Here is a 25,516-nt window from a genome sequence, read left to right on the forward strand (position 1 = left end):
CCATTATCCATGCCACAGAGCAGCTCAAGCCTGTCGACGCTTCAGCACGCTGTCGTTGAGCATTGAAAGCAGTTTCTCTGTATCATCCCAACCGATACAGGCATCGGTAATGCTCTGGCCATAGCGGAGGGGTTCCCCGGGGTTGAGATCCTGACGCCCTTCCACCAGATGACTCTCCACCATCACTCCGAAAATCGCCTGCTGTTTAGCGGCAATCTGGCCGCAGACATCTTCAGCCACTAACATCTGACGCCGGAAGTCTTTACTGGAATTGGCATGACTGAAGTCAATCATCACCTTAGGTTTCAGGCCAACCTTCTCAAGCTGAGAACATATCTGATTCACATGAGCCGAGCTGTAGTTGGGTTCGCGTCCACCACGCAGAATGATATGGCAGTCATCATTGCCCTTGGTTGACACAATTGCCGAATGGCCAAACTTGGTCACCGACAGAAAATGGTGTGACGCGCTGGCGGCCCCAATGGCATCTATCGCCACCTTGATGGTGCCATCTGTGCCGTTTTTGAATCCCACGGGACAAGACAGGCCCGATGCCAACTCCCGGTGAACCTGAGACTCTGTGGTACGGGCGCCGATAGCGCCCCAACACATGAGGTCGGCCATATATTGCGGGGTGATCATATCAAGGAACTCACCTGCAGTCGGTACCTGGCTGTCATTCAATTCGAGCAGCAGTTTGCGGGCCGTTCTCAGGCCATCGTTGAGCTTGAAGCTGTTATCCATGTAGGGATCGTTAATCAGCCCCTTCCAGCCCACTGTCGTTCTGGGTTTCTCAAAATAAACCCGCATCACCACTTCCAACTGATCCTGATAGGCCGTTCTGAGTTTGGCCAAACGCGCACCATATTCCAACGCGGCCTCAGGGTCGTGAATAGAGCATGGGCCTATCACCACCAGCAGGCGATCGTCCTGTCCATGCAGGATTTTGTGAATATTCTTCCTGGCTTTAAAGACGGTGGATGAGGCGCGTTCGGTTGCCGGAAATCGTTCCAGAATGGCTATCGGTGGCAGTAACTCTTTAACTTCATTAATCCGTACATCATCATTCTGGTAATACATAAACGTCACACAGCTCCGGCTATTGATAAGAATCTCTTGTTTTGAATAACAGTTTCAATCTATCCGCTATATTCAACCATTGCAATTAACTCATATAGATTTATAGGCAATTTATGTTATTTTTTATCTTTTATATGACAATCCCAGCCTTCCGATGAGAAATTCCCTAAACTTAGCCTTATTGAAAGACAAACCACCAACAACACTTTCAATCAAGACATAGCCCCCGCATCGTCTTGAACTCTCAAATACTTTTATCACTCTATCCTGAAACCGTGTCTCCGCCCCTCAGAGGAGTCGCTTACCGGATATTTAGCCCAGGAGTTATGGAATAGAAGCGACCATAGGCAAATAAACCCGCATAGCTCACTTCCAATTGAACCAAGCTTTGTTGATATCAACTGTATTTGATCAGCAGTTCCTCCGAGATCCCCATTAAACCCGGCTTACCAGAGTAAATATTTCGACCATCAACTTGCCGCCAACCAATATCAGCGCTAGCTTAACTAGCGGATAAGTAAACCTATCCGCCAATAATGAAAACCAACAAGAGAAATGCGACATGAAAATATCCACCACCCTAATGATGTTGGGTCTTTGTAGTGTCTGCTCCCTGAGTCATGGCGCCACCGGCGTCGCCTTTGTCCATGGAACAGGAAAACAAACCGATGCCCTGAACGATTACTGGACCCGCGAGTTTGTCGATTCAGTTCGTCAAGGTATCAGCACCCCGAGTAACTATCAGGTCATCAACTGTGACTTCGAGCAATATATGTGGGATGAGGCCGCTGCCGGCTGTTTGGTCGATCAGCTGCAGAGCTTTATCAACGCCCGCAATCTGGATCAACTGATCCTCATCACCCACTCCAATGGCGGCAACATAGTGCGCTGGGTCTTGTCCAATCCCACCTGGGATGGACGTTATCCAGCTGTGATCAACAGCATCAGCCGAGTGATAGCGCTGGCGCCTTCCAGTGCCGGTACACCACTGGCCGATGCCGTCACTCAAGGCAATGTGTTTGAAACCAGTCTCGGCTGGCTGCTCGGTTACGACAGCGATGCCGTCAAACAGCAGCAGGTGGGTTGGATGGCGCAATACAACAGTCAATGGTTGTACGGCACAGCCGGGCGTCCTTCTCTGGGTAAGCCTTTTGAAGCTGTTGTCGGCTCGGACGTGGAGTCGGCAGTTTGGGACAGCGACAGCTATTGCGGCGGTTATCAGAATCAAGTGGGCCTGGAGACTACCCAAAACTGGCTGGATAACTGCTCCGACGGTTTTCTTGAGTGCAGCTCCCAGAGTGCCGCCGGCAGTGTCTGGTTTACCGATAAGCAGAAAACCCGTGACAGAGAACCTTTGAGCCACCATCAAAGCCGCCGGGCCTGTTTTAATCTCGACACCCTTCTGCGCAATCATATCTGAGGACGTAAGTATGAAGATGCATATCAGCAAGACACCGCTGCTGGCAGCAATACTCCTGAGCCTCACGGGTTGCCAGGATGATGCCAAGGTAGAACAAAACCTACAGCCCAAAAGCCTGACCTTGGCCATGGTGCCGCCCCAGGCAAGCGATATCAAGGCTTCAGAAGAGCTTGATACAGGGCAATTGCCGCCCTTGAATACCTCCAGGGAAGATGTCAGCTTTGTCAGGGCGCTGTCAGGGGAGTATCAAGCCCAGCTGCCGGACAAAACCGCCAGTACCAGCAGTGATGAATACTGGTTGATGGTTACAGGCGCCGAGCTTAACCAAGGCATAGAGCTGCCATTAACCCAAGGCAGCAGCGTTATCCGTCTGGCACCGCGCTGGGATAAAAGCAGCGGCGCCCCGACTGCCCCCAAGAGTATTGCTCCGGACGCGATTCAACTCAGCTCGGCCGCAGGCAAAACTGAGAACAAGCGTCTTATCCGCCGCGCCGTAGACTCTGAGTCTCTGGCCAGCGCCGGGATGGATGATGACTCCAGTGCCCTGCTGCTGAACTCAGATATCAAGCCCGGTCTCTATCGCCTGCAGGTCGCCGCAGCGCTGACCGCCACTGACAACTATCTGGTCAATGTCAAAGAGAAAGGCTCTGCCTATCGTCTCAAGTTAAGCACCCCATCATCACTCGAGGCCAACACCCATCTCGAGTTGGAGCTGGCGCTTGAGAACGATAAGGCCATGGGTTCACCTCGTTTGGCCAGTGCCCGGCTGCAGCAAGCAAGCGGCGAGCAAACCCCACTGCAACTCAGCCAAAGTGGCGACAGCTGGCGACTGCAAAATGAGCAGCTGCCCATGCCATCAAGCAATGCGGGTTTCAGTGAACTGGTGGTCGATATTGAGACCCAGGTGGATAACACCTTGGTACGACGTACCGTCAAGACCGCCTTCAAGCAGTTCTATCCATCGGCGCGGCTGGCACCCGAAATCAAAGTTGGTTGGCAAAATGGTCTGCCAAGCGCCCTCAACTTTACGCTGGAGCTGGCCAAAAGTGGTCGTTTTGGGGTGTCGGCAATACTGACAGGGATGGACTCCCAGGGGCGGGAAATCGCCATACTGCAGAGTGAGACTGCGGCCTGGCTGACACAAGAGCAAAACAGTCTGCAGTTGCCTCTAAACCTTGAGCTAATCCAAAATTCGGGCTTAAAGCCGCCCTATGGTGTCAGGGCAGTTGAGCTCAAGGATATGGGGCAGATGGCGCGCTTGAGTTACCGCGACAAGGCGCTGAGTTTCGAAGCCCTTTAAGGCCAGCTTTCAGGCAGAGAGAAACTTATAGCCAGAAAGCAACTTATAGCCCAAAAGCAACAAAGCCCGATGCAGATGTCAGCATCGGGCTTTTTACTCTGCAGCTTGGCTGCAACCAATTGCGCCTTTATAACCCCACTCTTTCAGCCAAGCTTTTGAATCAATGCCCTTCCATCGCATGCAACTTGGCCTGATAGCGTTTTTTCTGCTCGCCGTCACCGGCCAGCGCCAACGCCTTTTGCAGATTGCTCTTCGCCCGGTCGGAGTCCCCTTTTGCCCAATAGGTTCTGGACAAACCAAAGTAAAACTCGTGACGATAATCCGCCTTCTCAATCGCTCTTCGATACCAACTCAGCGCCTCATCATATTGGTGATCCATGTAGGCTTGTTGCGCCATATCATAGTAGTAATAAGGATTACGGATCCGGGCAAGCTCCAGTACCTTGTGCACTTCGGCCCATTCATCCAGTCTGTCCTGGCTGCTCAGCATGACCGCCAGGTTATAGAGGGTAGTCATGTTTTCCGGCTCAAGCGTCAACGCATAGCGGTAGACCCGCTCGGCCATCTGTTCCATGCCCCTGGCGCGATAGAGCACCGCCAGGCTGTTGAGCGCCGGAATAAACAGACTCTGCTGTTGCAGGCTCCTTTTCAGCAAGCCGTATGCGAGATCCCAATTCTCATTGATCAATGCCTCGGCCGCCGCATTGTTGTAATACATGGCGACCACAGTACCTTGGCTGATCTTATTGACCTTATAGCTGCGCACAGCACGCTCGGGCAGGAAATCCACCAGAATGGAACGCTCGGTGACATGGAAGACATGATTATTCTTGGGCGGGTATAACTTGAGATTGATATGACCATTGACCAGATAAAAGGCGCCTTGACGATCCCAGACCGGGGGCACTTCCACATCACGAAATTCAACCTCTATCCCCAGTTGTTGCGCCATGGCCGCCGTCAGGATCACCAGTGACATGCAGTTTCCGGCCCTGTCGTGAAAGGTTTCGGCGGCGGTGCGGGTGTAGTTGTCCTGATAGCGAAAGCCGCCCTTGTCGGCATGGATATAGTCAGCCAACCACTCGTGGGCCAACTCCTGATTGGACGTGAGTGCGCTGCGGCTATGGGCACCTCTGAGCAACTGCACCGCCTCGGGAGGCAAGGCGAATAACTCGGCGGGCTCGGGGATATTCCCAACCTCTTTGAATTGGTTATCCTGAAACAGGCTGCCAAGGGCCATCTTGCTTGGCACCGGTGTACTGCTGCAACCGCAAAATAGCAGCAGCAAAACCGCACCAATTAAGCGACTCAACATGGTAGCTGATAGAGCGCCAGAGAGAGCACGAGTGAGAGAGCCGGAGAAAGCGCTTGAGAAAGTGCCTGAGAACATAAGGCCTCCTGAGTTAAGGCTTCTTTACTGAAAGCTTAAGTCAGACTGGCCACTCCTGCCGCGCCAAAGGGTGACAAAATGTGAATATACCCTAGTTCAAGCCTTCATTTCCGGGAGCGATAACTTCGGAACCCGGCTTGGGGATCCCTATATAGAGCTGCTGTTGCCGGTAAAGATAGGGGCGATAAAAATGGCCATTGCAGGAAAAGTAGCGATAGGGGCGCATGTAAGGAACACATATGGCAGGCAGGCTGCGGAGGATCTCCAGTTGTTGCTGCGAGCGCAGTAGTTCCTGCCACTCATGCTGACGCAGTAATTCATCCCTGACGGCAAAGGCATCGAAGGGCTCACTGGCATCACGAACCACCACTTGACCTGCCTCGGCATTGCCAAGCCACAGCAAGGTAATTAACAAAGCGCCGAAAAAAGTACCGGTCAGCTTCATTCCACTGAGAGTCTTCATCGCCATCCCCTTAGGCTCCAGGCTGTTTCTGCTTTCAGTCTGCCCCCAAGAGCGTCTGTCATCAAGCGCCATAGCCCCAAAATGCGCTTTTCCTGGCCGACTCCCGCCAAGCCAGGTAACAACAAGGCCGGTAACCCCAAAGCCAGCTCTAACCAAAAGCCACCTCACAAGAGATGGCTTAAAGGTGAAGGAAGCCTGCTTGATCTCTCAAGAACACTCATGGCTTATCAGCTGGCATTCTTGGCTTATCAATTGGCGTTCTTGGCCTCTCAGTTGGCGTTCTTGGCCTCTCAATTGGCGTTCCTGGCCTCTCAATTGGCGTTCCTGGCCTCTCAGTTGGCGTTCTTGACAGTCACAAACTCAGGATAGGCATCGATACCACAGTCCGACGCGTCCATACCGTTGTACTCTTCCTCTTCGGTCACTCGGATCCCCATAGTCACTTTCAAGGCGCCCCACACCAGCAATGACGACAGGAACACCCAGGCAGAGATCACCGCAGCGCCAAACAGTTGCCCTGTCACACTGGCTTCTGCATTGGACAGAGGCACCATCATCAAACCGAAGAAACCGGCGACCCCGTGCACCGAGATAGCCCCGACAGGATCGTCTATCTTGATGCGGTCAAAGCCCACAATGGAGAACACCACCAAACCGCCGGCTACCAGGCCTATCACACCCGCCATCGGCAGCGAGGGCGACAATGGATCGGCCGTGATAGCCACCAAACCAGCCAAAGTACCATTGAGTATCATGGTCAAATCGGCCTTGCCCCACACCATCTTACAGACGATCAGTGCTGATACCGCGCCGAAGGCCGCCGCCGAATTGGTGTTGACGAAGACTTTGGCCACAGCGCTGGCATTTTCGGCATCAGAGACCAGTAACTGAGAACCACCGTTGAAACCGAACCAACCCATCCAGAGGATAAAAGTCCCCAGGGTTGCCAGCGGCAGGTTGGAACCCGGGATAGGGTTAACCTGGCCATTGGCGCCATATTTACCTTTGCGGGCTCCCAGCAGCAAGACACCGGCCAAGGCCGCGGCCGCACCGGCCATATGCACTATGCCGCTACCGGCAAAGTCGACATAGTCGGCTTCGGAAAGGAAACCACCGCCCCAGGTCCAGTAACCTTCCACCGGATAGATGACAGCCGTCATTACCAGGCTGAATGCCAGGAAAGCCCACAGGCGCATGCGCTCGGCCACGGCGCCGGAAACAATCGACATGGCAGTGGCCACAAATACCACCTGGAAGAAAAAATCAGACTCCAGCGCATGGTCGGCGTCGGCAGCTTGAGCTCCTATCAAGGTGCTGATGCTCGGCAGCCAGCCACCTTCGCCATTGTCCACATACATGATGTTGTAACCCACAATCAGGTAGGTGATACAGGCGATTGAATAGAGACAGATGTTTTTAGTAAGTATCTCTGTGGTGTTTTTGGAACGCACCAACCCGGCCTCCAGCATGGCAAAACCCGCCGCCATCCACATCACCAGCGCGCCGGAGATCAGAAAGTAAAAGGTGTCCAGCGCAAAACGCAGCTCTGTGACCGTAGTACCCAATTTGCTCAGTTCTTCCATCTTCTCCCCCTTACAGCGCTTCTGTGTCTGTTTCGCCCGTACGAATACGGATAACCTGTTCCAGATCTGTCACAAAGATCTTGCCGTCACCTATCTTGCCGGTATGAGCGGCGTTGCTGATGGCTTCCAACAACTCATCGAGATTCTCAGCCTTGGTGGCTATCTCAAGCTTAACCTTGGGCAGAAAGTCCACCTGATACTCGGCTCCCCGATAGAGCTCTGTATGCCCCTTTTGTCGGCCAAAACCTTTGACTTCGGTGACAGTCATCCCCTCTACGCCTATGCCCGCTATCGCTTCGCGGACATCATCGAGCTTGAACGGCTTAATGATTGCGCTGACTAATTTCATCCAGACCTCCAGAATCGCCTTGCTGTGATTGATGTTATGCCAAAACAATTCAAGCATTAGGCCAAAATGTTAATTTTTTGTTTTATAAAGAGTTAGCTTTTACGGACCAGGTTGAGAGCTGCAGATATGCACCAATTAAGTGCAATTAAGGTTTAGGCGCACAAAAAAAGCGCAACCATCTACGACCTAAGGCCTATTGGCTTAAGCCCTGTCCTGTCGTTAACTGAATGTCCTTAGGTTAACTGAAGCAAAAGAAGGGCTCGTTTACACCTGTCCTAAGGCCAACCAGAAGGAGAACAAGATGTTAAAAGCAGAAGAATGTGTGCTGGTCATAGTGGATGTTCAGGGCAAACTGGCGCAGATAATGGACAAGAGTGAACAGCTGCATCAGCAACTGGCCATGCTGATAGAAGGCACGGCCTTGTTTGATATCCCGGTGCTCTGGCTGGAACAGTTGCCGCAGAAGCTCGGCCCCACTACAGAGTCGCTGGCCGCCCTGCTATCCAAGACCACTGCGCCGATTGCCAAGCATCACTTCAGTGGCTGGCACTGCCCGGCGTTCCGTGAGGCACTGTTGAGTACCGGCCGCAAACAGGTACTGCTGGCCGGGATAGAGACCCATGTCTGTGTCTATCAAACCTGTGGTGATCTTATCGAGCAGGGTTTCGATGTGCACTTGATAGCCGATGCCGTCAGCTCCCGCAGTGAAAGCAACAAACACTTGGGAATAGAGATGATGAAGCAGCAGGGAGCCAGGCTCAACAACAGCGAGTCTTTACTGTTTGAACTGCAACATCAGGCAGAAGGTGAACGCTTTAAGGCTCTGCTTAAGCTGATCAAATAAGCCTGTAATCCCTCACGGGCTACCACTGATTTCTTGTAAGATAAAAAAATCCCCGCGGTGCGGGGATTTTCATTTACGAGTGTTAACGACTGTTACTTGTAGGTCGCTTCACGCTTCTTGGCTTCGGCATCCCACTTAGGCAGAACGTTTTTCTTAAATTCTTCCTTGTCGGCAACCATCTTCTTCATGTCCATACCCAGAGCAGCCTGAGCCTTGGCCTTGGTGGAGATATCAGGCAGAGCGACTGGCTCTGTGATACCTTTCTTAGCCAGCAGCTGCGCCAGTTTCACCCGGGCGTTGGCCGCCTTGTCAACCGCAGTACCCAGTACCCGCAGCGCTTCATCAGGAGCGTGAGCCGCAACACCGTGAGAGGCGATAGCATAATCCCAGCGCCATTGGGCATGACGGATGTCAGTCAGAATAGGCTTCATCTCGGTTTCGGTCGCACCGGCTTTCCAGGCGGCAGCAGCTTCGAAGTGTGCCTTGACGATTTGATCTTCAGCCTTCAGCTTCAGCTCTTTCACCTTAGCTTTACGCTCGGCAGTCAGGTTCTCCATAAACTCTTTGCTCTGAGTGTGGCACTGAGCACAGGTTTCTTCGTAGCGATCGAAAGGATTACCCACTTTGTGATCGGTAAACTTACGCCCCTTGTCGCTGGTCACTTTCGGCATGTGACAGTCAACACAGGTCACGTTGTTCTTACCGTGAACCCCCAGTTGCCAAGTTTCATAACCTGGGTGCTGTGCCTTCAGCATAGGAGTCTTGGACAGCGCGTGAGTCCAGTCGGCAAACTCGATGGCATCGTAGTAAGCCTCCATGGATTCCACTGTAGTGCCCTGATCCCATGGGAACTTAACAAAGCCCTTACGACCTTCCACTTTCTCAAAGTAGTACTCTACATGGCACTGAGCACAAACCATGGACTGCTTGTCTTTGCGGGAAGCCTTATCAAACGGCATCCCCAGGGTTTCCATGGCGCGCTCGGCAAAAGGACGCCCCAGACGCAGCTTAGGAGAACCTTTCTCGTGACAATCACCACAACCTATGGCGTTAACCACTTCTGGACCACCTTTGGCCCATTTGCCGCTGAAGTAACCGTCTTCGCCCTGCTCTTCAATCAGACGAGGAACATCCGGGCTCTTACAGCTCCAACAAGCCATTGGCATTGGGCCATCTTCAGCTGTTTTGGGTGCTCCGGTACGCAGGGTATTGCGCAAGTCAGTTACGGCATAGATGTGGCCGCGAGGGGCATTGTAGTCCTTGGCGAAACCATAACCGGCCCACAGAACCACCAGATTGGGATCTTCGGCCAGTACGTCAACAATTTCAGAACTTTCGGCGGTGTCATGCCAAGTGGCATATTGATTTTTGAACTTGTCTTTGTAAACTTCGTTACGAGGCTCGGTCTTATCACTCGCAAACGCACCGGCAGCCATAAGGCTTGCGGCGACCAATGCACTGATTGCAAAGGATTTTTGGTTTATTTTTCTCACCATCTCATCTCCGTGTTACTTTATCATTATTTGCAATAACCACGACATCTCCAAGGTCAAAAGTAGCCTCTTGAATAAGCCAAAAACATACCTCTTAGGGAGTATCCGGAGCGAAGTTTGCGCCAGATCAAAATGTGAAGGCGATGTTGCTCACATTTTTGTACTCTTGTTAATGTATTCAAGCGCAGGCTAATGTAGAACGCTGAGACTCAAGTCCTTTTTCTTCTCGATGACGTTATCGGCGTAGTTCCTTCCGCCAGCCGAAGGCAACACAGCAAAGGACTCAGGAAACCTTAGCAAAAGTGAGTGAATATTTCATGAAACGAGGCAGTTTAACCTCTACCATTTTAGGCTTAATGCTGACCCTTATTTTGCTCTCAAGCGGTCTGGCCACTTTTGCCATCATCAATCTGTCCTACAGCCTTGGAGATGCCCGGGCGATCAACGCCTCCGGTTCATTGCGGATGCAAAGTTACCGGTTGATGTTCTATGCCAATTCCGGCAGTGAAGAAGCACTGCAAAAAATTCGCGAATTTGAAAATACCCTCTACTCAGATGCCTTGGTGCGCTCGATGGACTGGTCATCGCCGGCCAGACTCGGACAGCAATACCAACTGGTGATCAATAAGTGGAAGGTCATGAAGTATTACATAGAGCAGGAAGACTCGCGCAATTACGCCATTTCACTGAAAGACTTTGTCGATACCATAGATCTGCTGGTACTGGAGATGGAGCATCACGCCGCCTTTAAACTAAGATTACTGGCCGTCAGCCAGATAGTGGGCTTGGGGCTGATGTTGCTGATTGCCTTTATCGCCGTGCGTTTTACCAAACGCAAGGTGGTGGTGCCGCTGCAACAGATGATGGAGTCGGCCAACACTATTTCCAAGGGTAACTTTGCCGTCGAAATGCCCAAGACAGAGTATATCGAGCTCAGCGCTCTTTCCGATGCCCTAGACAGCACGGTTCAGGAGCTGGCAACCCTCTACGGCAACCTGGAAACCCAGGTGAAGGAGAAGACCCTGGCGCTGACTCGTGCCAACCGCGAACTCAAGTTCCTCTACGATAACCTGGTGATGCTACATTCGGGGAAGCTGAACTATGACGTCATGCGTCAATCATTGATACAGCTCCAGGAGTATGAACATCTGCAACACTTACGGCTGATTATTCAGCAAGATGAAGATGCCATGGAGGTGATAGCCACCGATGAGGGCAACTGGCCACAATCCGGGCAGACCATGCAGTTTCCGCTCAAGTTTGAGCAGCAAGAGCTCGGCTTTCTGGAAGTGTTTGGCGAACACGATATCAATGTGCCCCTGTTTGAAAACTTCACCATTATGCTGGCCCGCTCGATTGTGATTCATAACGCTACCGAACAGCGCCAACAGCTGGCCCTGCTGGAAGAGCGGGCGGTTATCGCCAGAGAGCTGCACGACTCGCTGGGGCAACTCTTGTCCTTCCTGAAAATCCAGATAAGTTTGCTGCGTAAAGGCCTCGACCAGAGCTGCAAAAGCCCGGCGGTAACCCAGCAGCTCGAAGAACTCAATGAAGGGGTGACCACAGCCTATGCCCAGCTCAGGGAACTGCTGTCGACCTTCCGCCTGACCGTCAAAGAACCTAATCTGCGTAACGCCCTCGAAGCCATGCTGGAGCAACTGAGCAGCCAGACAGAGACAGAGCTGGAACTCAACTATCGCCTGCCGCCCCAGTTACTGGCAGCGCACCAACACATTCATATTCTGCAGCTCACCCGAGAAGCCACCCTTAATGCTATTAAACACGCCAATGCGAGTCGTATTTGTATCAGTTGTGAAAAAAACTCTGATAACATGGTCGTCATCAGCGTTTCGGACAACGGCATTGGTCTGGCACACATCAAGGAAAGGGATCAGCATTTCGGCATAGGGATAATGCACGAACGCGCCAGCCGTCTTTCAGGTACTGTAGAATTTTCCAGCAATGCGTCGGGAGGCACCAATGTTGTCCTGACTTTCCCACCTCAGCAGGAGCCATATCATGGGTAAACCTTATTCTGTTCTGGTAGTCGATGACCATCCCTTACTACGTCGCGGTATCTGTCAGTTACTGGCATCCGATCCTGACTTTAGTCTCTTCGGTGAAGCCGGTACCGGGCTTGACGCCTTGGCGGCTACCACCGAAAACGAGCCGGACATTATCCTGCTGGATCTGAATATGAAAGGGATGACGGGTCTCGATACCCTGAATGCCCTGCGTCAAGAGGGAGTGACTTCCAGAATCGTTATCCTAACGGTTTCCGATGCCAAGCAAGATGTACTTCGTTTGCTGCGAGCCGGTGCCGATGGTTACCTGCTCAAGGACACCGAACCCGATCTGTTGCTGGAACAGTTAAAGGAAGCCATGTCCGGCCACAGAGTGATCAGCGCCGAAGTGGAAGACTATCTGTTTGAACTGAAAAATGCCACCGATGAAGAAGCCTGGCTCGATAGCCTAACACCGAGAGAGTTGCAGATACTGCAGCATCTGGCTGAAGGCCAGAGCAACAGGGTGATCTCCGAGGAACTTCATATCAGCGAAGGCACGGTCAAGGTACATGTCAAAAACCTGCTCCGCAAGGCCAACGCCAAATCCCGCACCGAAATGGCTGTGCGTTATCTCAACCGTTAAGCCACAAAAAAGGGACGTCACCGCGTCCCTTGTCATTGCAGCCAATGCCGCTTGTTCAGCGGCTCTGGTGCAGAAAGTCACACCAACTCTCAAGCACATCCTGAAAGTCTTCCAGGCCGCACCAGGCTTCTGACTCGGCATCGTAGAGAGAGAGGGACTCATCCATCTCCTGACTCTCGCCAAATTCGAGCACATTGGCGTAGACACGTACCTGCTCCTGATCCAGTTGCAGTGTCAGATCCCGGCCAATCAACTGCCATTCGCGAATGCGCCCGGACTGCAAGTCCGCCAATGCCTGTTTGACCCGAGTGCAGATCTCGGCGTCATCCGCCAACTCTTCAGAGAACCATTGCCCCAGTACATGATGCTCCATACTGAAATAGGCCATTACGGTCCCCGTCAGTGAATTGCGCCGAAATTCGTATTCCATGGTGTCACTTCTTTTGCTGTAACCAAACCTACCCTAATTTTAACCCAGGGCCTGGGTATTGCCCATAGTTATGCCAGGGCTTTACTTTCAATCTCAATACCATTCCTTATAGAAGCTTGCCTTGCTCATAACTGTGTCAACCATGGGAATTCCAGCCAAACTCGCGATAACATAATGATGCTACAGCGAGGCAAGTTGGTATCACTATCGGATGGCTGACAAGCTCCCTAAGCACGAGTTGAAAAAGCGCGTATGCAACAGACCAATGTCATATTATCCCGAGAAACCGCCCATTAGCCTATTTGTCTGCCCTGCTTTTCATTGCCGCTGAGTGAGTAAACTCCTATACCCAATGGTATAACTAGGTTAGCTTGAACTAAAGCAAACCTATGAGAGTGAATCTATGGCCGAAAAACAGTTTTGTGCCTTGCTGCTCAGTGGAGAGATGGCAGGCAAAGAGTTGACGCTGCAACAGATCAGCGACTGGCAGCCAGAGCAAGGCATACTCTGGCTGCATCTGGACTATAAGAAGAAATCCAACCGTCAGTGGTTGCAACAACACAGCGACCTCGATGCATTAGAAGTGGCCGCCCTGTTGGCGCAGGACACTCGCCCCAGGGTGGTCCAATCTGGCCACGGGCTACTACTGGCGCTCAGAGGCGTCAATCACAACCCTGGGGCCGACCCTGAAGACATGGTGTCGATACGCCTCTACCTGGACAATCACAGAATAATCAGCACCAGCAGTCGCGAGCTGTTATCGGTCAAAGACATCATCCAGAGCGTCGGCCAAGGCTCTGGCCCCGGCAACACAGGGGAATACTTGTTGACGCTAACGCAGCGTCTCACCCAGCGGAAGACGGAGTTTATCGATCGCCTGGAGGAAACCGTCGACGATCTGGAAGACAAGGTGATGGCCGGCAACGACAGGGATCTGCGCAGCGATATCGCCGAACTCAGGCGCCAGATAGTGGTGGTCCGACGCTACCTGGCACCGCAGCGGGAAGCCTTTAGCCGCCTGCTGGCAGACTCGGCCAAGGTATTTGATGAACATCAACGGCTTAAATTCAACGAAATCAACGATCAACTCATTCGCTGTATCGAAGATCTGGACGCGATCAGAGACAGGGCCAGCGTCACTCAGGAAGAGTTACAAAACCGTCAGGCCGAGGCCGTCAATCGCCGCCTCTATTTCCTGTCGCTGATCAGCGCCGTCTTCCTGCCGCTGGGGTTTCTTACCGGTCTGCTCGGAGTCAATATCGCCGGGATCCCTGGCGCCGATGTCGGCTGGGCCTTCGGAGCTTTTTGCCTGTTCCTGTTGCTATTGGTAGGGGGACAGCTGTGGCTGTTCTATCGCTATAAGTGGCTGTAATGGAAAAAGAAAAGGACGCCAACGGCGTCCTTTTCAATATCGGGTATCCACTTTCCGTGAAACAAGAGATTACTTGGCAGAAGCTTCGGCTTCGGTCGGCGCGACAGGAGCTTCGGCTTTCTTGACCTTGAGCAACTCGACTTCAAAAATGAGAGTGGAGTTGGCCGGAATAGTGCCCATATCACGCTCGCCATAGGCCAGCTCAGATGGGATAACGAAGCGATACTTGGCGCCTACAGGCATCAGCTGAACCCCTTCAGTCCAACCTGGGATCACCCGGTTCAGGGCAAATTCTGCCGGTTCACCGCGGGAGTAGGAGCTGTCAAACTCAGTGCCGTCGATCAGAGTACCACGGTAGTGAACTGTCACAATGTCTTCAGCAGCTGGCTTCTCACCTTCACCGGGTGTCAGGACTTCATATTGCAGACCGGACTCAGTAGTGACCACACCTTCTTTGGCCTTGTTCTGCTCCAGATAGGCTTTGCTCTCCTGCATCGACTTGGCTGCCATCTCCTGAACCTTGGCCATGCGTTTTTCATTCAGCTTTTGATCCAGACCTTCAAGTACTTTCTGCATCTCATCTTCTGTCAGTTGCAGCTCGTCTTTCAGACCCTGTTGAAAACCTGTCACAATCAAAGCACGATCGACTGAGAAACCCAGCTCTTCCTGTTCTTTGATATGGCCGGCCATATAGCGGCCGATAGAGGCGCCCACGCTATAAGCTTCTTTCTGCTCGACAGAGCTCAGTTCCACCTTGTCGGCACTCGCTGTTTTTTGTTCTTGGTTACAGGCGGAAAGGCCGATCAGGGCCAGTGCGACCAGTGAAATTTTGTAAATCGGTTTCATTAAAGGCATCCTCAGGATCTTCAAATGGTTACAATTAACCCTAAATGTGTAAGACGACTCACTTTATACCAGTTAACTTTGAGATACAAAGCAGATTATCCATACTGGTTAACAAGGGAGAGCTGGTCGACGAACCGAGCCCCCTGTATGGAAGTGACAGCGTTTTACCCTTACTCAAAATGACAAGTCGAGGCGGTATAAGTTCATGGCAATAAACAGATTGCTACTTATTTGCACGCTCAGTTTTACTTTGCTGGGCCTTGGCGCTTGCCATCCTGGCCCCAATAGCAGCCAATCCCTGGCGGCCGATCCCAGTTACAGCGCCAGTCTCTCTGCCGATGGCCGCTATGCTTTAATAAGCAGTCAGGAAGGGCTCAGACTTTGGGATCTCAGACAAGGGACAGTCAAGTATCAGTGGGCTCAAGGCAGTGCAGCCAATGATGTGATCGCCACCGATATCTCGGCCAATAGTGAATATGCAGTGACGTTAAGCCGCGATTCAGTTGCACTGTGGAAAATCGCCGACGGCCGAGCGGCAGGTTGGTGGTCACTGCCGGCGGTAGCCCAAGCTGTAGCCGTGGCCGACAACGGCCAGTTGCTGGTGGGGCTGGCCGATGGCGCGGTAATGTCACTGACGCCAACAACAGGCGTGCTGGTAAAATTTCTTGGCCACAGCGAAAAGGTTAACAGCGTTGCCCTCTCTGCCGATGGCCGCCTGGCATTAACCGGCGCCAACGATACCACCGCTCTGCTGTGGCGCCCTCAAGATGCTCAGGTGCTGAGGCGCTGGCAGATGGATTCCAGGGTACTAAAGGTTGCCCTCAGCCACAGCGGCAGCCTCAGTTTAGTGTCCGACAGTACCGGCAATGCCGACATTTGGCACAATGACTCAGGAAAACTGGCCAGCTCGCTGGCGATAGTCCGGCGGCAAATGAACTTTTCGGCAGCACGCTTTATCCAACAGGAACAGGCCTTGTTAACCGGCACACCGGCCAGAGAGTTAAGCCTTTGGCAGGTCGATTCGGGGAAAAAAGTCGCCAACTGGCAAGTTTCATTGCCAAAAAAGCCTTTGCCCCAAAGCGCCGTAGTATACTCAGTGTCTGAATCCGACAACGGCCAACTTCAGAGTATCAGCAGTGCCAGCTTACTGGAACGCTGGTCAGCGCCAACACAGAGGTAAGTAATGCAAGCAATCCCGGACAGGATCGAAGAACTCGAAACCAAGCTGTCATTTCAGGAAGCCACACTGGAAGAATTGAGTCAGGAGATTTTCGAACTCAATAAGGTCGTGGCCGAGCAGCAGTTTCAGATCCAGTTGTTAATCAGCAAACTCAAGGCGGTAGAGCCGAGCAATATCGCGTCTCAATCGGAAGAAACTCCGCCGCCTCACTATTGAGTCGAATAAAGGGGGAATAAGGATGTTAGCCATAGCAACCCATGGAGAACGTATTCTGGGGCAGGCAGCCCAGCCGGTTCAACTGTTCGATGAACCCTTGGCGACCCTGGCCAAGAAAATGCTCGAGACCATGAAACTGGCACAGGGGGTTGGCATAGCCGCGCCTCAGGTGGGCCAAGGTATCCGCTTATTTATTATGGCATCCCACCCCAACGACAGATATCCGGATGCGCCTTTGATGGCGCCTCAGGTGGTGATCAACCCCCAAATACTCCAACGCTCAGGCAAGATGCTTACCGGGGAAGAGGGGTGCCTGTCGCTGCCAGGCGAAAGAGTACAGGTTTTGCGCCATGAAAGCATTGAGGTACGTTATCAGGATCTCAGCGGCGAGTGGCAGCAGGAATGGTTACAGGGCTTTGTCGCGCGCATTTTCCAGCATGAATATGATCATCTGGAAGGGCTTACCCTGATAGAGCGACTGGAGATCCAAAACCAAGGAGCCGATGCTTGAAGTCAGGTAAGTTACTACTGCCGCTGTTGTTGTCATTGGGCCTCACTGGCTGCGCCTTCAACAGTGTATTAGTCAACTACCCATCCCAGTTGGCCGGCATTCGCGCCGAGCTCAACTCATCAATGCCGGGCAATGCCGCCAAGGAGTTGGCAGGTGGAATAAACGGCCGCGATGGTCTGCTCTATGCCCAGGAAGCGGGGCGCGCCGCCCAGATAAGCGGCGATTTCATCGCCAGTAAAGACTATTACCAGAGCGCCATAGCCGCCTATCAGGCGTTTGACGACAAGGCCAAGCTCAGTTTATCCGAGCTGGGTTCACAGGGCGGCAGCCTGCTGCTGAACGACAATATCATTCCCTATCGCGGCCCCGGGTATGAGCGCATCATGCTGCACCAGTATCAAGCGCTCAATTATCTGTTTGCCGACGATGCCGAAGGCGCGTTGGTGGAGGTGCGTCGCAGCAATGAACTGCAATCGCTGGAGCAGCAAAGGTATGAGAAATCCAGCAGTGCGGTGCAACAGATGGCCAACGGCACCATCAGCGCCGAAATGGATAAACTCGGCAAGGCCGCCGGCAATGTCACCAGCTCGTTTTTGAACGCCTACAGCTACTACACCACAGGGGTACTGCACGAAATCCTTGGTGAGCGCAACGATGCCTTTATCGACTATCGCAAGGCGGCGCAGATTATGCCGGATAATCCTTATCTGCAGCAGGATCTGGTGCGCTTGGCCAAAGAGCTTGCCATGCCTCAATATGATGAGTTCAAACGCCGTTGGGGAGAAGCGCCCACGCCCACCAAGGGGCAAGGTCAGGTCATCTTGCTGCTGGAGCGCGGCTTTGTGCCCGCCAAGGAGAGCCTGACGGTTCCCTTCACCATTCACGGCAACTGGCAAACTGTCTCTCTGCCCACCTATATGCCCTCCAGAGTGCCGGTAAGCAGTGCCCATATCCGCGGCTTGTCAAAACCTATGACCGCAGCCCCGATAGCCAACATAGATGCCTTGGCCATCACGGCGCTCAAGGAGGAACTACCCTATCTGCTGGTGCGCCAGGCCGCCAGGGTCTATGCCAAGTCGGAAATGGCCCGCAAGGCCGAGCGCAAAGACAGTTCGGATCTTGGGGTGATCGCCATGCAGATATTCAACGTGGTCACAGAGCAGGCCGATCGCCGCAGTTGGCTCACGTTACCTAGGCAGGCACAGATAGCAAGGCAGTTTGTCGATGCCGGCAGCTATCAACTGACCCTGGACAATCAGGGCACGGAAATTCAGGTTCAGAGTGGCAAGACTACTCTGGTCTGGGCAATAGACACTGGCAATGTCACACGTTTTTATACAAAATTGATTTGATAACCTTGAAATGGAACTGACTATGAAACACTTGAAGCTGATACTGATACTGGCAATGGCCATGGGCATGGCAGCCTGTCAATCCAAAGTGGAATACGGTGATGCCACTGAGGTAGAGACAGTGAATGAAAACTTCGGTTCGACAGATCTGCAAGCCATTGCCGCCAAAATGGTCGACAGCATGCTGACCTTCCCCCCTGTGGTGGCCATGACAGCCAACGACAGACCTATCATCTTTGTCGACAAGATCAAGAACAAGACCTCTGAGCATATAGATACTGAGTCAGTGACCGACTCCATCAGCAACAAGCTGCTGCGCTCAGGCAAGTTCCGTTTTATCGATATGACCAAGGTGGATTCAGTACGCAAGCAACTGGACTACCAGAACAACGCCGGCATGGTTGACCCATCCACCGCCATCAAGTTCGGTCGTCAGATAGGCGCTCAATACATGCTCTATGGCAACCTTTCCAGCATAGTCAAACAAGATGGCAGCACCCGTGATGTCTACTACAAGATGACCATGCGCCTGATGGACCTGGAAACCGGCTTGATCGAATGGTCCGATGAAAAAGAGATCCGCAAAGTGAAGTCCAAGTCCTTCCTCGGGCTCTAACCAAGCCTAACGCTCCTTCCCCAAAGCCGCTGTCATAGCGGCTTTTTTGTAACATTTCTCCTTTGTTCTTTGGCGGCAAATAGCGTAATTTATGCCGCGGGCGCCAAGCCCGACAGGGTATTAACTCAAGACGTATCCCTCCCTTTTATTCCTGTTGTGAGGGAAAACACCGACACCCAATGGTAAAACAATAAAAAGCAAGGAATCTGTTTGTGAAATCTCTTCCCCGGTTGTTTGGTCTCAGCCTGTTGGCTGCCGGACTGATATCACTCAGCGGCTGCAGCAGCACTCAATCCTCCGCCGGAGTGCGGGATGGCAGCGGCTATATCAGTGAGCAACAGGCGATGGCCCGCTCTGCCAGAGTCAGCAATGTCAGCTATGAACTGGACTTTACCTTGGATGGCAGCGAGCGATTTGCCAACCGCACCTTGGTACGTTTCAGTCTCAGCGATAACCAACAGCCCCTGACACTGGACTTGAGCAAGGCGCAGATCACCAGCCTTAAGATCAACGGCCACAGGCTCTATCCCAAATACAATGGCGCCTATCTGGAGATCAGTGCCAAGTTGCTGCTCATAGGCGACAATGAGATAGAAGTCAGCTTCACACGCCAACATTCCAGCAATGGTGAAGGGCTGCATCGCTTTGTGGATCCCGTCGATGGCAAGGTCTATCTCTACTCCCACTTTGAGCCCGCCGCCGCGCAGCAGATGTTTGCCGTATTCGATCAACCGGATCTCAAGGCCAGCTACAAGTTAACCGTCAGGGCCCCCAAAGACTGGCAGGTGATCAGCACCACCCAAGAATTGAGTGTGACCCCGGAGGGTGACAACCAGCTGTGGCAGTTTCCGGCAACACCCAAGTTGAGCCCCTACAACTTTTCCATGCATGCCGGCCCTTACCATGTCTGGCAAGACAACAGCGGCAAATACCCCATGCGCCTGTTTGCCCGCCAATCTGTGGCGGCCCAGGTCAATGCCGCCGACTGGTTCAGATACACAGACGCCGGGCTTAAGTTTTTTGACGGCTATTTCGGTATCGACTACCCCTTTAAAAAATACGATCAGCTGCTGGTGCCTGACTTCCTCTATGGTGCCATGGAAAATGCCGCCGCCATCACCTTTGCCGAGGGGCGTTTTCTTGGCAGTGGTGAGATGACAGCCAATCAGCGCCAGCGCTTGGCGTCTGTGATCATGCATGAAATGGCGCACCAGTGGTTTGGCGATCTGGTGACCATGAAATGGTGGAACGGTCTGTGGCTCAATGAAAGCTTCGCCTCCTTTATGGGCATGCTGGCGAGCGCCGAAGCCACTGAGTTTGACAACACCTGGCGCAGTTTTTACGCCAGGGGCAAACAGAGCGCCTATCAACAGGATTCTGGCGTTACCACCCATCCCATAGAAGTACCAGTGGCTAGTAGTGCCAACGCCTTCGATAATATCGATGCCATCACTTATCAGAAAGGGGCCGCGGTTCTCATTCAACTGCGCCACCTGCTTGGGGAGCAAACCTTCCGCCGTGGCGTCAGTGATTACCTCAAACGCTACTCCTGGCAAAACGCCACACTGGAAAACTTCATTAGCAGTCTAGGCCAAGCCGCCAAGAGGGATCTGAGTCAGTGGACCCGGGATTGGCTCTACAGCGCCGGTGTCAACAGCCTCAAGGCCGAGTTCCAGTGCCGAGATGGCCGCATCAGTGAATTTGCCCTGTTGCAGTCAACAAGCGATCCCGCCTATCCGACTCTCAGAGAGCAAAAAGTTCAGTTAGCCTTACTGAGCAAGGGCCGCCATGAGATGCGCTTACAGCAAACACTGACCGTTACTTACCAAGGTGAAAAGACCTTGGTGCCGCAACTTACAGGTGCGTCCTGTCCTGATTTGGTTTATCCCAACTATCAGGACTGGGGCTACGTCAAAGTCGAGCTCGACCCACGCTCGTTCGATACTGCCTTTAATCACCTGGCCAAGGTAGAAGATCCCCTGCTGCGCGCCATGCTCTGGCAAAGCCTGTGGGACAGTGTCCAGAGCGGTAACTTGCCCTTGAACAAGTATCTGGAAACTGTGCTTATCAATGCTCCCCAAGAGAGCGATTACACCCTGCTGGGGCAAATTCTCAGCAATATGCGCTATAGCAAGGCCTTGCTCGAATCGATGGCTCCGATTCACTCAGTCTATGCCGAGCGCGCCATCAGAGCGCTGGCGCAGATGAGCCTGCGTCTGACCATGCAAAACGCAGATAATAAAGATCTGCAGCGGCGCTGGTTCGATGCCTATGTGGACTTTGCCCGCGACGGTGACTCGCTGGATCACCTGCTATCACTGCTGCAGGGCTACAGTAAAATAAAGGGAATAGAGCTGGATCAGGATACCCGCTGGCAGCTTATCTATCAGTTGAACCGTTACGATTATCCCACCAGCAAATATCTGCTGCAGCAAGAAGCCAAACTTGATAACAGCGATTCGGGGCAAAAGGCGGCCATCGCCGCCGAAGTGGTGCGCCCGGACACCGCCGGTAAACGCCGCTGGCTGGAGAAAATCAACCATTCGGCGCTGCCGTTTGCCAAGCTGAGGGTGGCAATGGAAAACCTCTATCCCAGCAGCCAAGGGCAACTCCAGGCCAGCACCGCAGAGCAGCGCTTGAGTCAGCTGGCCAGCCTGGACGCCGAAAAAGACCCGGTATTTATGCGCAGTTACGCGCCGGCATTATTACCGCGTCAATGCAGTCACGCCTCAGTGCTGCGGCTCGAAAAAGCCTTGCAGGCCAACCCAGAGCTATCGGCCCAGACCCAGCGCAATCTCAAGCAAGCAATAGAAAGGGAGCGGCGCTGCGTGTTGATTAAAGAAACCCTTAAGCCTTAATTGGCAAAGCAAATTCAAGGGCCTCGATGAGGCCCTTGGCGTACTATTGGTCCAGCCGTACCACACAATAGTGCCGTAATGTGCGAGAATGATGTGCCAAAATATTCAATATGCTTAACACCCAAGGAGTCATTATGGGATTAATGAGTCTGGTAGCCGTCATAGCCATAGGCTTTTTTGCCATGGTACTCATCAAGGACTACAACAGTAAGCAGCAAGACGGCCAAAACCGTGAGATAGAAAAACTGCAACGGGAAGTGGATGAACTGAAGCAGCGGATTGCCAACCTGGAAACCATAGTCACAGACAAGAGCTACGATCTAAAGGACAAGATCAATCGTCTCTGAGGCTATTACGGACTGCGCCAACAGCATAAATATGTAAGGTCATTAAACGAAAAGAGGGCAACCATTGGCGCCCTCTTGCAATATGCTGCTGCCCAAATCTTAAAGGAACAGCTCTTTGATATTTTTAAGATCGCCCTTGCCTTCGGCCAGCTCTTGCGGACTCAGGCCAGAAACTTCATGGGGGAATACCAGCCATTCATCCGAGGCGTGGATATAGTAGTCGGGCTTCAGTGGCACAGCAGTATTCTGTGGCTTGTAGTAAGGACAAGCGATACGGATATCCTTGGGCATATTCAGACGCATGGATTGACTGAGCTTTTCCTTGAGAGCAAAAACGCTGCGCCCGGAATCGAAGACATCATCAACAATCAGCAAACCATCATCGGCGTTGGCATTTTCCACAATGTAATGCAGACCATGAACCTTGATCTCCTTGCTCTGCTTGTCTGTACCTATGCCGTAATAGGATGAAGTGCGCACCGCAATATGGTCGGTTTCCACCTTCTTGAAGTCGAAAAACTCCTGCACCGCGATCCCTATTGGGGCGCCGCCACGCCAGATCCCAACAATAAACTGTGGCCGAAAACCACTGTCATAGACCTGTGCAGCCAGACGAAATGAATCCTCCAGCAATTCCTGAGCGGTAATAAAGCGTTTTTCTATCATAGGTATACGACCCCATCTTGTTCTATTTTGTGTGCTTCGCTGTCTGCTTTGGCAGGTACTGAATTGGAGGCCTGTTCCAAAATCCGGAGTGGGCTTCCACCATTGTAGGCAGGCAGAGGATTTTGGGCGCGCATTTTATAACAAATTTTTCTTCGGCGCTGTGCCAAATACACATTCTTGTGTCTCAGGCGACAAAAAAATTTCTCAGCGCCCCTCCAACTTAAGCAATATCCATTTTATTCAACCCTGCAGATTTTATTAATAAATAAACCCATAATTAACAACGATCTTGTAACAACGCGAGACATTAAAATGAATAAATAGTCATTTTTTATGATTAGTTATTGATTGGAGAATTGAAACTGGCTATAGTGCCAGTCATACGGTTCCTCAAGAGTATCTCCAAGATGAAAAAATCCCTGCTTCTGGCCACTGTCACGGCCTTGCTGTTGACCGGCTGCGGTAAAGATCAAGATGTACTGGTCGTCGGTACCAATGCTGCCTTCCCTCCATTTGAATATATGGGGGGCGCCAATGGTGATGAGGTAAAAGGGCTGGATATCGATATTGCCAAGGCGATTGCCGCCGACGCCGGTAAAACTCTCAAGGTAGAAAACCTCAAGTTCGACTCTCTGATAGTGGCGCTGAACTCAGGCAAAATCGACTTTATCGCCTCAGGGATGACAATCACGGATGAGCGGCAAAAGAGCGTCAACTTCTCCACGCCATACTACGAAGCCACCCAGGTGGTGATAGTCAATCAAGACAGCCAGGTATTCACCACTCCTGCCGATCTTGCCGGTAAGAAGATTGCGGTGCAGCTGGGCTCGACCGGCGACATCATGGCTAAGGAGCTCAAGGCCGAAGTCGTCGCTTTCAACACGGGTTTTGAGGCCTTCATGGAGCTGAAAAACCACAAGGTTGATCTAGTGCTGTTCGACAGCCAACCAGCAGCCACTTATCTGGCCAAGAACCCCACCCTCAAACAGCTGGATATCGAATTTTCCCCCGAGTTTTACGGTATTGCTGTCGCCAAGGATCAACCCGAACTGCTCGGCCAGATCAATGCCACTCTTTCGCGGCTGCAAAGCTCTGGCGAATACCAACAACTCCTTGAAAAATACCAGAAGTAGTCTTAGATGGATGCAATAATCTCTTCGCTGTTCACCCCCATAGGGGAAGATGGCATGATCGGCATCTTGCTGATCCTAAGCGGCCTCAAGGTCACCTTGACTGTGACCTTCTTCGCCATGATCCTCGGTGCCATTCTCGGGGTGCTCACCACCTTGATGGGCATGTCCGAGCGTTGGTATCTACGCTGGCCAGCCAAGCTGTATGTCGGGGTGATCCGTGGTACTCCTGTAGTAGTGCAACTGGTGATCCTCTACTTTATCGTGTTGGCCGCTATGGATGTCGACAAGGTAACCGCCGCCATCATCGCCTTCGGTCTCAACAGCGGCGCCTACATCAGTGAGATCATCCGCGCCGGTATCCAGGCGGTCGACAAGGGCCAGGCCGAGGCCGCCCGCTCTCTGGGGATGAGCCATTCACTGACCATGCGTGAGGTGGTATTGCCGCAGGCTATCAAGAATATCCTACCGGCGCTCGGCAACGAATTTATAGTGCTGTTAAAGGAAACCGCGGTCATCGGCTTTATCGGTGGCGTGGATCTGATGCGTGCCGGTGAAATCATCCGCAGCCGGACCTTTGAAGATGTGGTGCCACTATTGACTTGTGCCCTGATCTATCTGTTATTGACCTACAGCTTCACCTGGCTGTTGGGTAAGTTTGAAGCGAGGCTGAAACAAAGTGATTGAGATAACCAACCTGCATAAGTCCTACGGCAAACTGGAAGTACTCAAGGGCATAGATCAGCATATCGCCAAAGGCGAAGTAGTCAGTATCATAGGCCCAAGTGGTAGTGGCAAGAGTACTTTTCTGCGTTGTATCAATCTTTTGGAACAACCTACCGAAGGCGACATACGGATAGCCGGTGAATCGATAACGGCGCCTGGTGCCTGTGTCGATAAGCTCAGACAGAAAGTGGGCATGGTATTCCAGCACTTCAACCTGTTTCCCCACAAGACAGTGTTGGCCAACCTAACGCTGGCACCGGTCAAGCTGGGGTTGATGACTCAAGCCGAGGCCGAAGCCAAGGCTTTGGGGCTGCTGGCTAAGGTTGGCCTGGCAGACAAGAAAGATGCCTATCCATCCAGTCTGTCCGGCGGCCAGAAACAGAGGGTGGCCATTGCCAGAGCCCTGACCATGTCTCCGGAGCTGATGCTGTTTGACGAACCCACCTCGGCGCTGGATCCGGAAATGGTCGGCGATGTACTGGATGTGATGCAATCCTTGGCTCGCGACGGCATGACCATGGTGATAGTCACTCACGAAATGGGGTTTGCCCGCGAGGTGTCTGACAGGGTGATCTTCATGGATGAAGGGGTGATCCAGGAAGCGGGCACACCGGAGCAGATTTTCAATGCGCCGCAAAACCCCCGCACTCAAGGTTTCCTTGCTAAGGTGCTGCGTTAGAGGCATATGCCTTCCG

At 52.5% G+C, this 25,516-nt stretch carries 25 protein-coding genes; 16 read left to right on the top strand and 9 right to left on the bottom strand.

The window, feature by feature from the left end; translation table 11 throughout:
* Positions 1-24 precede the first annotated feature (24 nt).
* A complete protein-coding gene (gene aroG, locus K5621_RS15365) occupies positions 25-1,080 on the bottom strand; it encodes a 3-deoxy-7-phosphoheptulonate synthase AroG (protein WP_221051216.1) in 1,056 nt (351 codons plus the stop codon).
* A 562-nt stretch (positions 1,081-1,642) separates the two neighbouring features.
* Between aroG and K5621_RS15370 the strand changes: the two genes are divergently transcribed.
* Both K5621_RS15370 and K5621_RS15375 read left to right on the top strand, forming a co-directional pair.
* On the top strand, positions 1,643-2,500 hold the full coding sequence (locus K5621_RS15370; RefSeq protein WP_071238526.1) for a lipase family protein: 858 nt from the start codon (positions 1,643-1,645) through the stop codon (positions 2,498-2,500).
* A gap of 10 nt (positions 2,501-2,510) precedes the next feature.
* Positions 2,511-3,800, top strand: coding sequence for a DUF4785 domain-containing protein (locus tag K5621_RS15375; protein WP_221049672.1), 1,290 nt, complete (start codon positions 2,511-2,513; stop codon positions 3,798-3,800).
* 160 nt (positions 3,801-3,960) lie between these two features.
* Here the strand turns inward: K5621_RS15375 and K5621_RS15380 are convergent, their stop codons facing one another.
* The 4 genes from K5621_RS15380 to glnK all read right to left on the bottom strand — a co-directional run bounded on the left by K5621_RS15380 (position 3,961) and on the right by glnK (position 7,585).
* Positions 3,961-5,115, bottom strand: a complete 1,155-nt coding sequence (locus K5621_RS15380; RefSeq protein WP_221049673.1) for a hypothetical protein — start codon at positions 5,113-5,115, stop codon at positions 3,961-3,963.
* A 166-nt stretch (positions 5,116-5,281) separates the two neighbouring features.
* Entirely contained in the window at positions 5,282-5,653 is a 372-nt protein-coding gene (locus K5621_RS15385) for a hypothetical protein (protein ID WP_245003093.1), read from the bottom strand.
* Between the two features lie 332 nt (positions 5,654-5,985).
* Positions 5,986-7,236: an ammonium transporter gene (locus K5621_RS15390; protein WP_221049674.1), complete on the bottom strand. Its 1,251-nt coding sequence runs from the start codon at positions 7,234-7,236 to the stop codon at positions 5,986-5,988.
* 10 nt (positions 7,237-7,246) lie between these two features.
* Positions 7,247-7,585 (bottom strand): P-II family nitrogen regulator, encoded by a 339-nt coding sequence (gene glnK / locus K5621_RS15395; protein WP_100142136.1) that lies wholly within the window; start codon positions 7,583-7,585, stop codon positions 7,247-7,249.
* A gap of 301 nt (positions 7,586-7,886) precedes the next feature.
* Here glnK and K5621_RS15400 point away from each other — a divergent pair, with 301 nt between their 5' ends.
* Complete coding sequence (locus tag K5621_RS15400) at positions 7,887-8,429, top strand: hydrolase (protein ID WP_221049675.1); 543 nt, start codon at positions 7,887-7,889, stop codon at positions 8,427-8,429.
* A 92-nt stretch (positions 8,430-8,521) separates the two neighbouring features.
* Here the strand turns inward: K5621_RS15400 and nrfA are convergent, their stop codons facing one another.
* Positions 8,522-9,925 carry an ammonia-forming nitrite reductase cytochrome c552 subunit gene (gene nrfA, locus K5621_RS15405; RefSeq protein WP_221049676.1) on the bottom strand — a complete coding sequence of 468 codons (1,404 nt, stop codon included), beginning with the start codon at positions 9,923-9,925 and terminating at the stop codon, positions 8,522-8,524.
* Positions 9,926-10,239: 314 nt separating this feature from the next.
* Between nrfA and narQ the strand changes: the two genes are divergently transcribed.
* Positions 10,240-11,949 carry a nitrate/nitrite two-component system sensor histidine kinase NarQ gene (gene narQ, locus K5621_RS15410; RefSeq protein WP_100142139.1) on the top strand — a complete coding sequence of 570 codons (1,710 nt, stop codon included), beginning with the start codon at positions 10,240-10,242 and terminating at the stop codon, positions 11,947-11,949.
* Positions 11,942-12,571, top strand: coding sequence for a response regulator (locus tag K5621_RS15415; RefSeq protein ID WP_100142140.1), 630 nt, complete (start codon positions 11,942-11,944; stop codon positions 12,569-12,571). The genes narQ and K5621_RS15415 overlap by 8 nt, the downstream gene beginning before the upstream one ends.
* 55 nt (positions 12,572-12,626) lie before the next feature.
* Here K5621_RS15415 and K5621_RS15420 read toward each other — a convergent pair whose 3' ends face one another.
* Positions 12,627-13,001 carry a YacL family protein gene (locus K5621_RS15420; protein WP_221049677.1) on the bottom strand — a complete coding sequence of 125 codons (375 nt, stop codon included), beginning with the start codon at positions 12,999-13,001 and terminating at the stop codon, positions 12,627-12,629.
* A gap of 403 nt (positions 13,002-13,404) precedes the next feature.
* Between K5621_RS15420 and K5621_RS15425 the strand changes: the two genes are divergently transcribed.
* On the top strand, positions 13,405-14,373 hold the full coding sequence (locus K5621_RS15425) for a zinc transporter ZntB (protein ID WP_221049678.1): 969 nt from the start codon (positions 13,405-13,407) through the stop codon (positions 14,371-14,373).
* 69 nt (positions 14,374-14,442) lie between these two features.
* On the opposite strand, the gene fkpA is transcribed toward K5621_RS15425, so the two are convergent.
* On the bottom strand, positions 14,443-15,219 hold the full coding sequence (fkpA, locus tag K5621_RS15430) for an FKBP-type peptidyl-prolyl cis-trans isomerase (RefSeq protein ID WP_221049679.1): 777 nt from the start codon (positions 15,217-15,219) through the stop codon (positions 14,443-14,445).
* Positions 15,220-15,424: 205 nt separating this feature from the next.
* Here fkpA and K5621_RS15435 point away from each other — a divergent pair, with 205 nt between their 5' ends.
* From K5621_RS15435 to K5621_RS15465, 7 genes are all read left to right on the top strand, one after another.
* The gene (locus K5621_RS15435) at positions 15,425-16,399 is read left to right on the top strand and encodes a WD40 repeat domain-containing protein (RefSeq protein WP_221049680.1); all 975 of its coding nucleotides are present in this window, start codon (positions 15,425-15,427) and stop codon (positions 16,397-16,399) included.
* 3 nt (positions 16,400-16,402) lie between these two features.
* Positions 16,403-16,615 carry a SlyX family protein gene (locus tag K5621_RS15440; protein WP_025011529.1) on the top strand — a complete coding sequence of 71 codons (213 nt, stop codon included), beginning with the start codon at positions 16,403-16,405 and terminating at the stop codon, positions 16,613-16,615.
* Positions 16,616-16,637: 22 nt separating this feature from the next.
* A complete protein-coding gene (gene def, locus K5621_RS15445; protein WP_100142145.1) occupies positions 16,638-17,126 on the top strand; it encodes a peptide deformylase in 489 nt (162 codons plus the stop codon).
* Positions 17,123-18,478 (top strand): COG3014 family protein, encoded by a 1,356-nt coding sequence (locus tag K5621_RS15450; RefSeq protein ID WP_221049681.1) that lies wholly within the window; start codon positions 17,123-17,125, stop codon positions 18,476-18,478. Before def ends, K5621_RS15450 begins: the two co-directional genes overlap by 4 nt.
* Positions 18,479-18,500: 22 nt before the next feature.
* A complete protein-coding gene (lpoB, locus tag K5621_RS15455; protein ID WP_170946744.1) occupies positions 18,501-19,094 on the top strand; it encodes a penicillin-binding protein activator LpoB in 594 nt (197 codons plus the stop codon).
* Positions 19,095-19,306: 212 nt separating this feature from the next.
* Positions 19,307-21,952, top strand: coding sequence for an aminopeptidase N (gene pepN, locus K5621_RS15460; protein ID WP_245003094.1), 2,646 nt, complete (start codon positions 19,307-19,309; stop codon positions 21,950-21,952).
* A 134-nt stretch (positions 21,953-22,086) separates the two neighbouring features.
* Complete coding sequence (locus K5621_RS15465; protein WP_157929023.1) at positions 22,087-22,299, top strand: hypothetical protein; 213 nt, start codon at positions 22,087-22,089, stop codon at positions 22,297-22,299.
* A gap of 99 nt (positions 22,300-22,398) precedes the next feature.
* Here K5621_RS15465 and K5621_RS15470 read toward each other — a convergent pair whose 3' ends face one another.
* Entirely contained in the window at positions 22,399-22,965 is a 567-nt protein-coding gene (locus tag K5621_RS15470) for a phosphoribosyltransferase (RefSeq protein WP_100142149.1), read from the bottom strand.
* Between the two features lie 407 nt (positions 22,966-23,372).
* On the opposite strand from K5621_RS15470, the gene K5621_RS15475 reads away from it, so the two are divergent.
* From K5621_RS15475 to K5621_RS15485, 3 genes are read left to right on the top strand one after another with little or no spacing between them, the layout of a single operon-like run.
* The gene (locus K5621_RS15475) at positions 23,373-24,098 is read left to right on the top strand and encodes a basic amino acid ABC transporter substrate-binding protein (protein ID WP_100142150.1); all 726 of its coding nucleotides are present in this window, start codon (positions 23,373-23,375) and stop codon (positions 24,096-24,098) included.
* 6 nt (positions 24,099-24,104) lie between these two features.
* Positions 24,105-24,782 carry an amino acid ABC transporter permease gene (locus K5621_RS15480; protein WP_044733837.1) on the top strand — a complete coding sequence of 226 codons (678 nt, stop codon included), beginning with the start codon at positions 24,105-24,107 and terminating at the stop codon, positions 24,780-24,782.
* A complete protein-coding gene (locus tag K5621_RS15485; RefSeq protein ID WP_100142151.1) occupies positions 24,775-25,500 on the top strand; it encodes an amino acid ABC transporter ATP-binding protein in 726 nt (241 codons plus the stop codon). Before K5621_RS15480 ends, K5621_RS15485 begins: the two co-directional genes overlap by 8 nt.
* The last annotated feature ends 16 nt before the right edge of the window (positions 25,501-25,516 follow it).

It is taken from the genome of Shewanella carassii (assembly GCF_019670705.1).
Classification (GTDB): domain Bacteria; phylum Pseudomonadota; class Gammaproteobacteria; order Enterobacterales; family Shewanellaceae; genus Shewanella; species Shewanella carassii.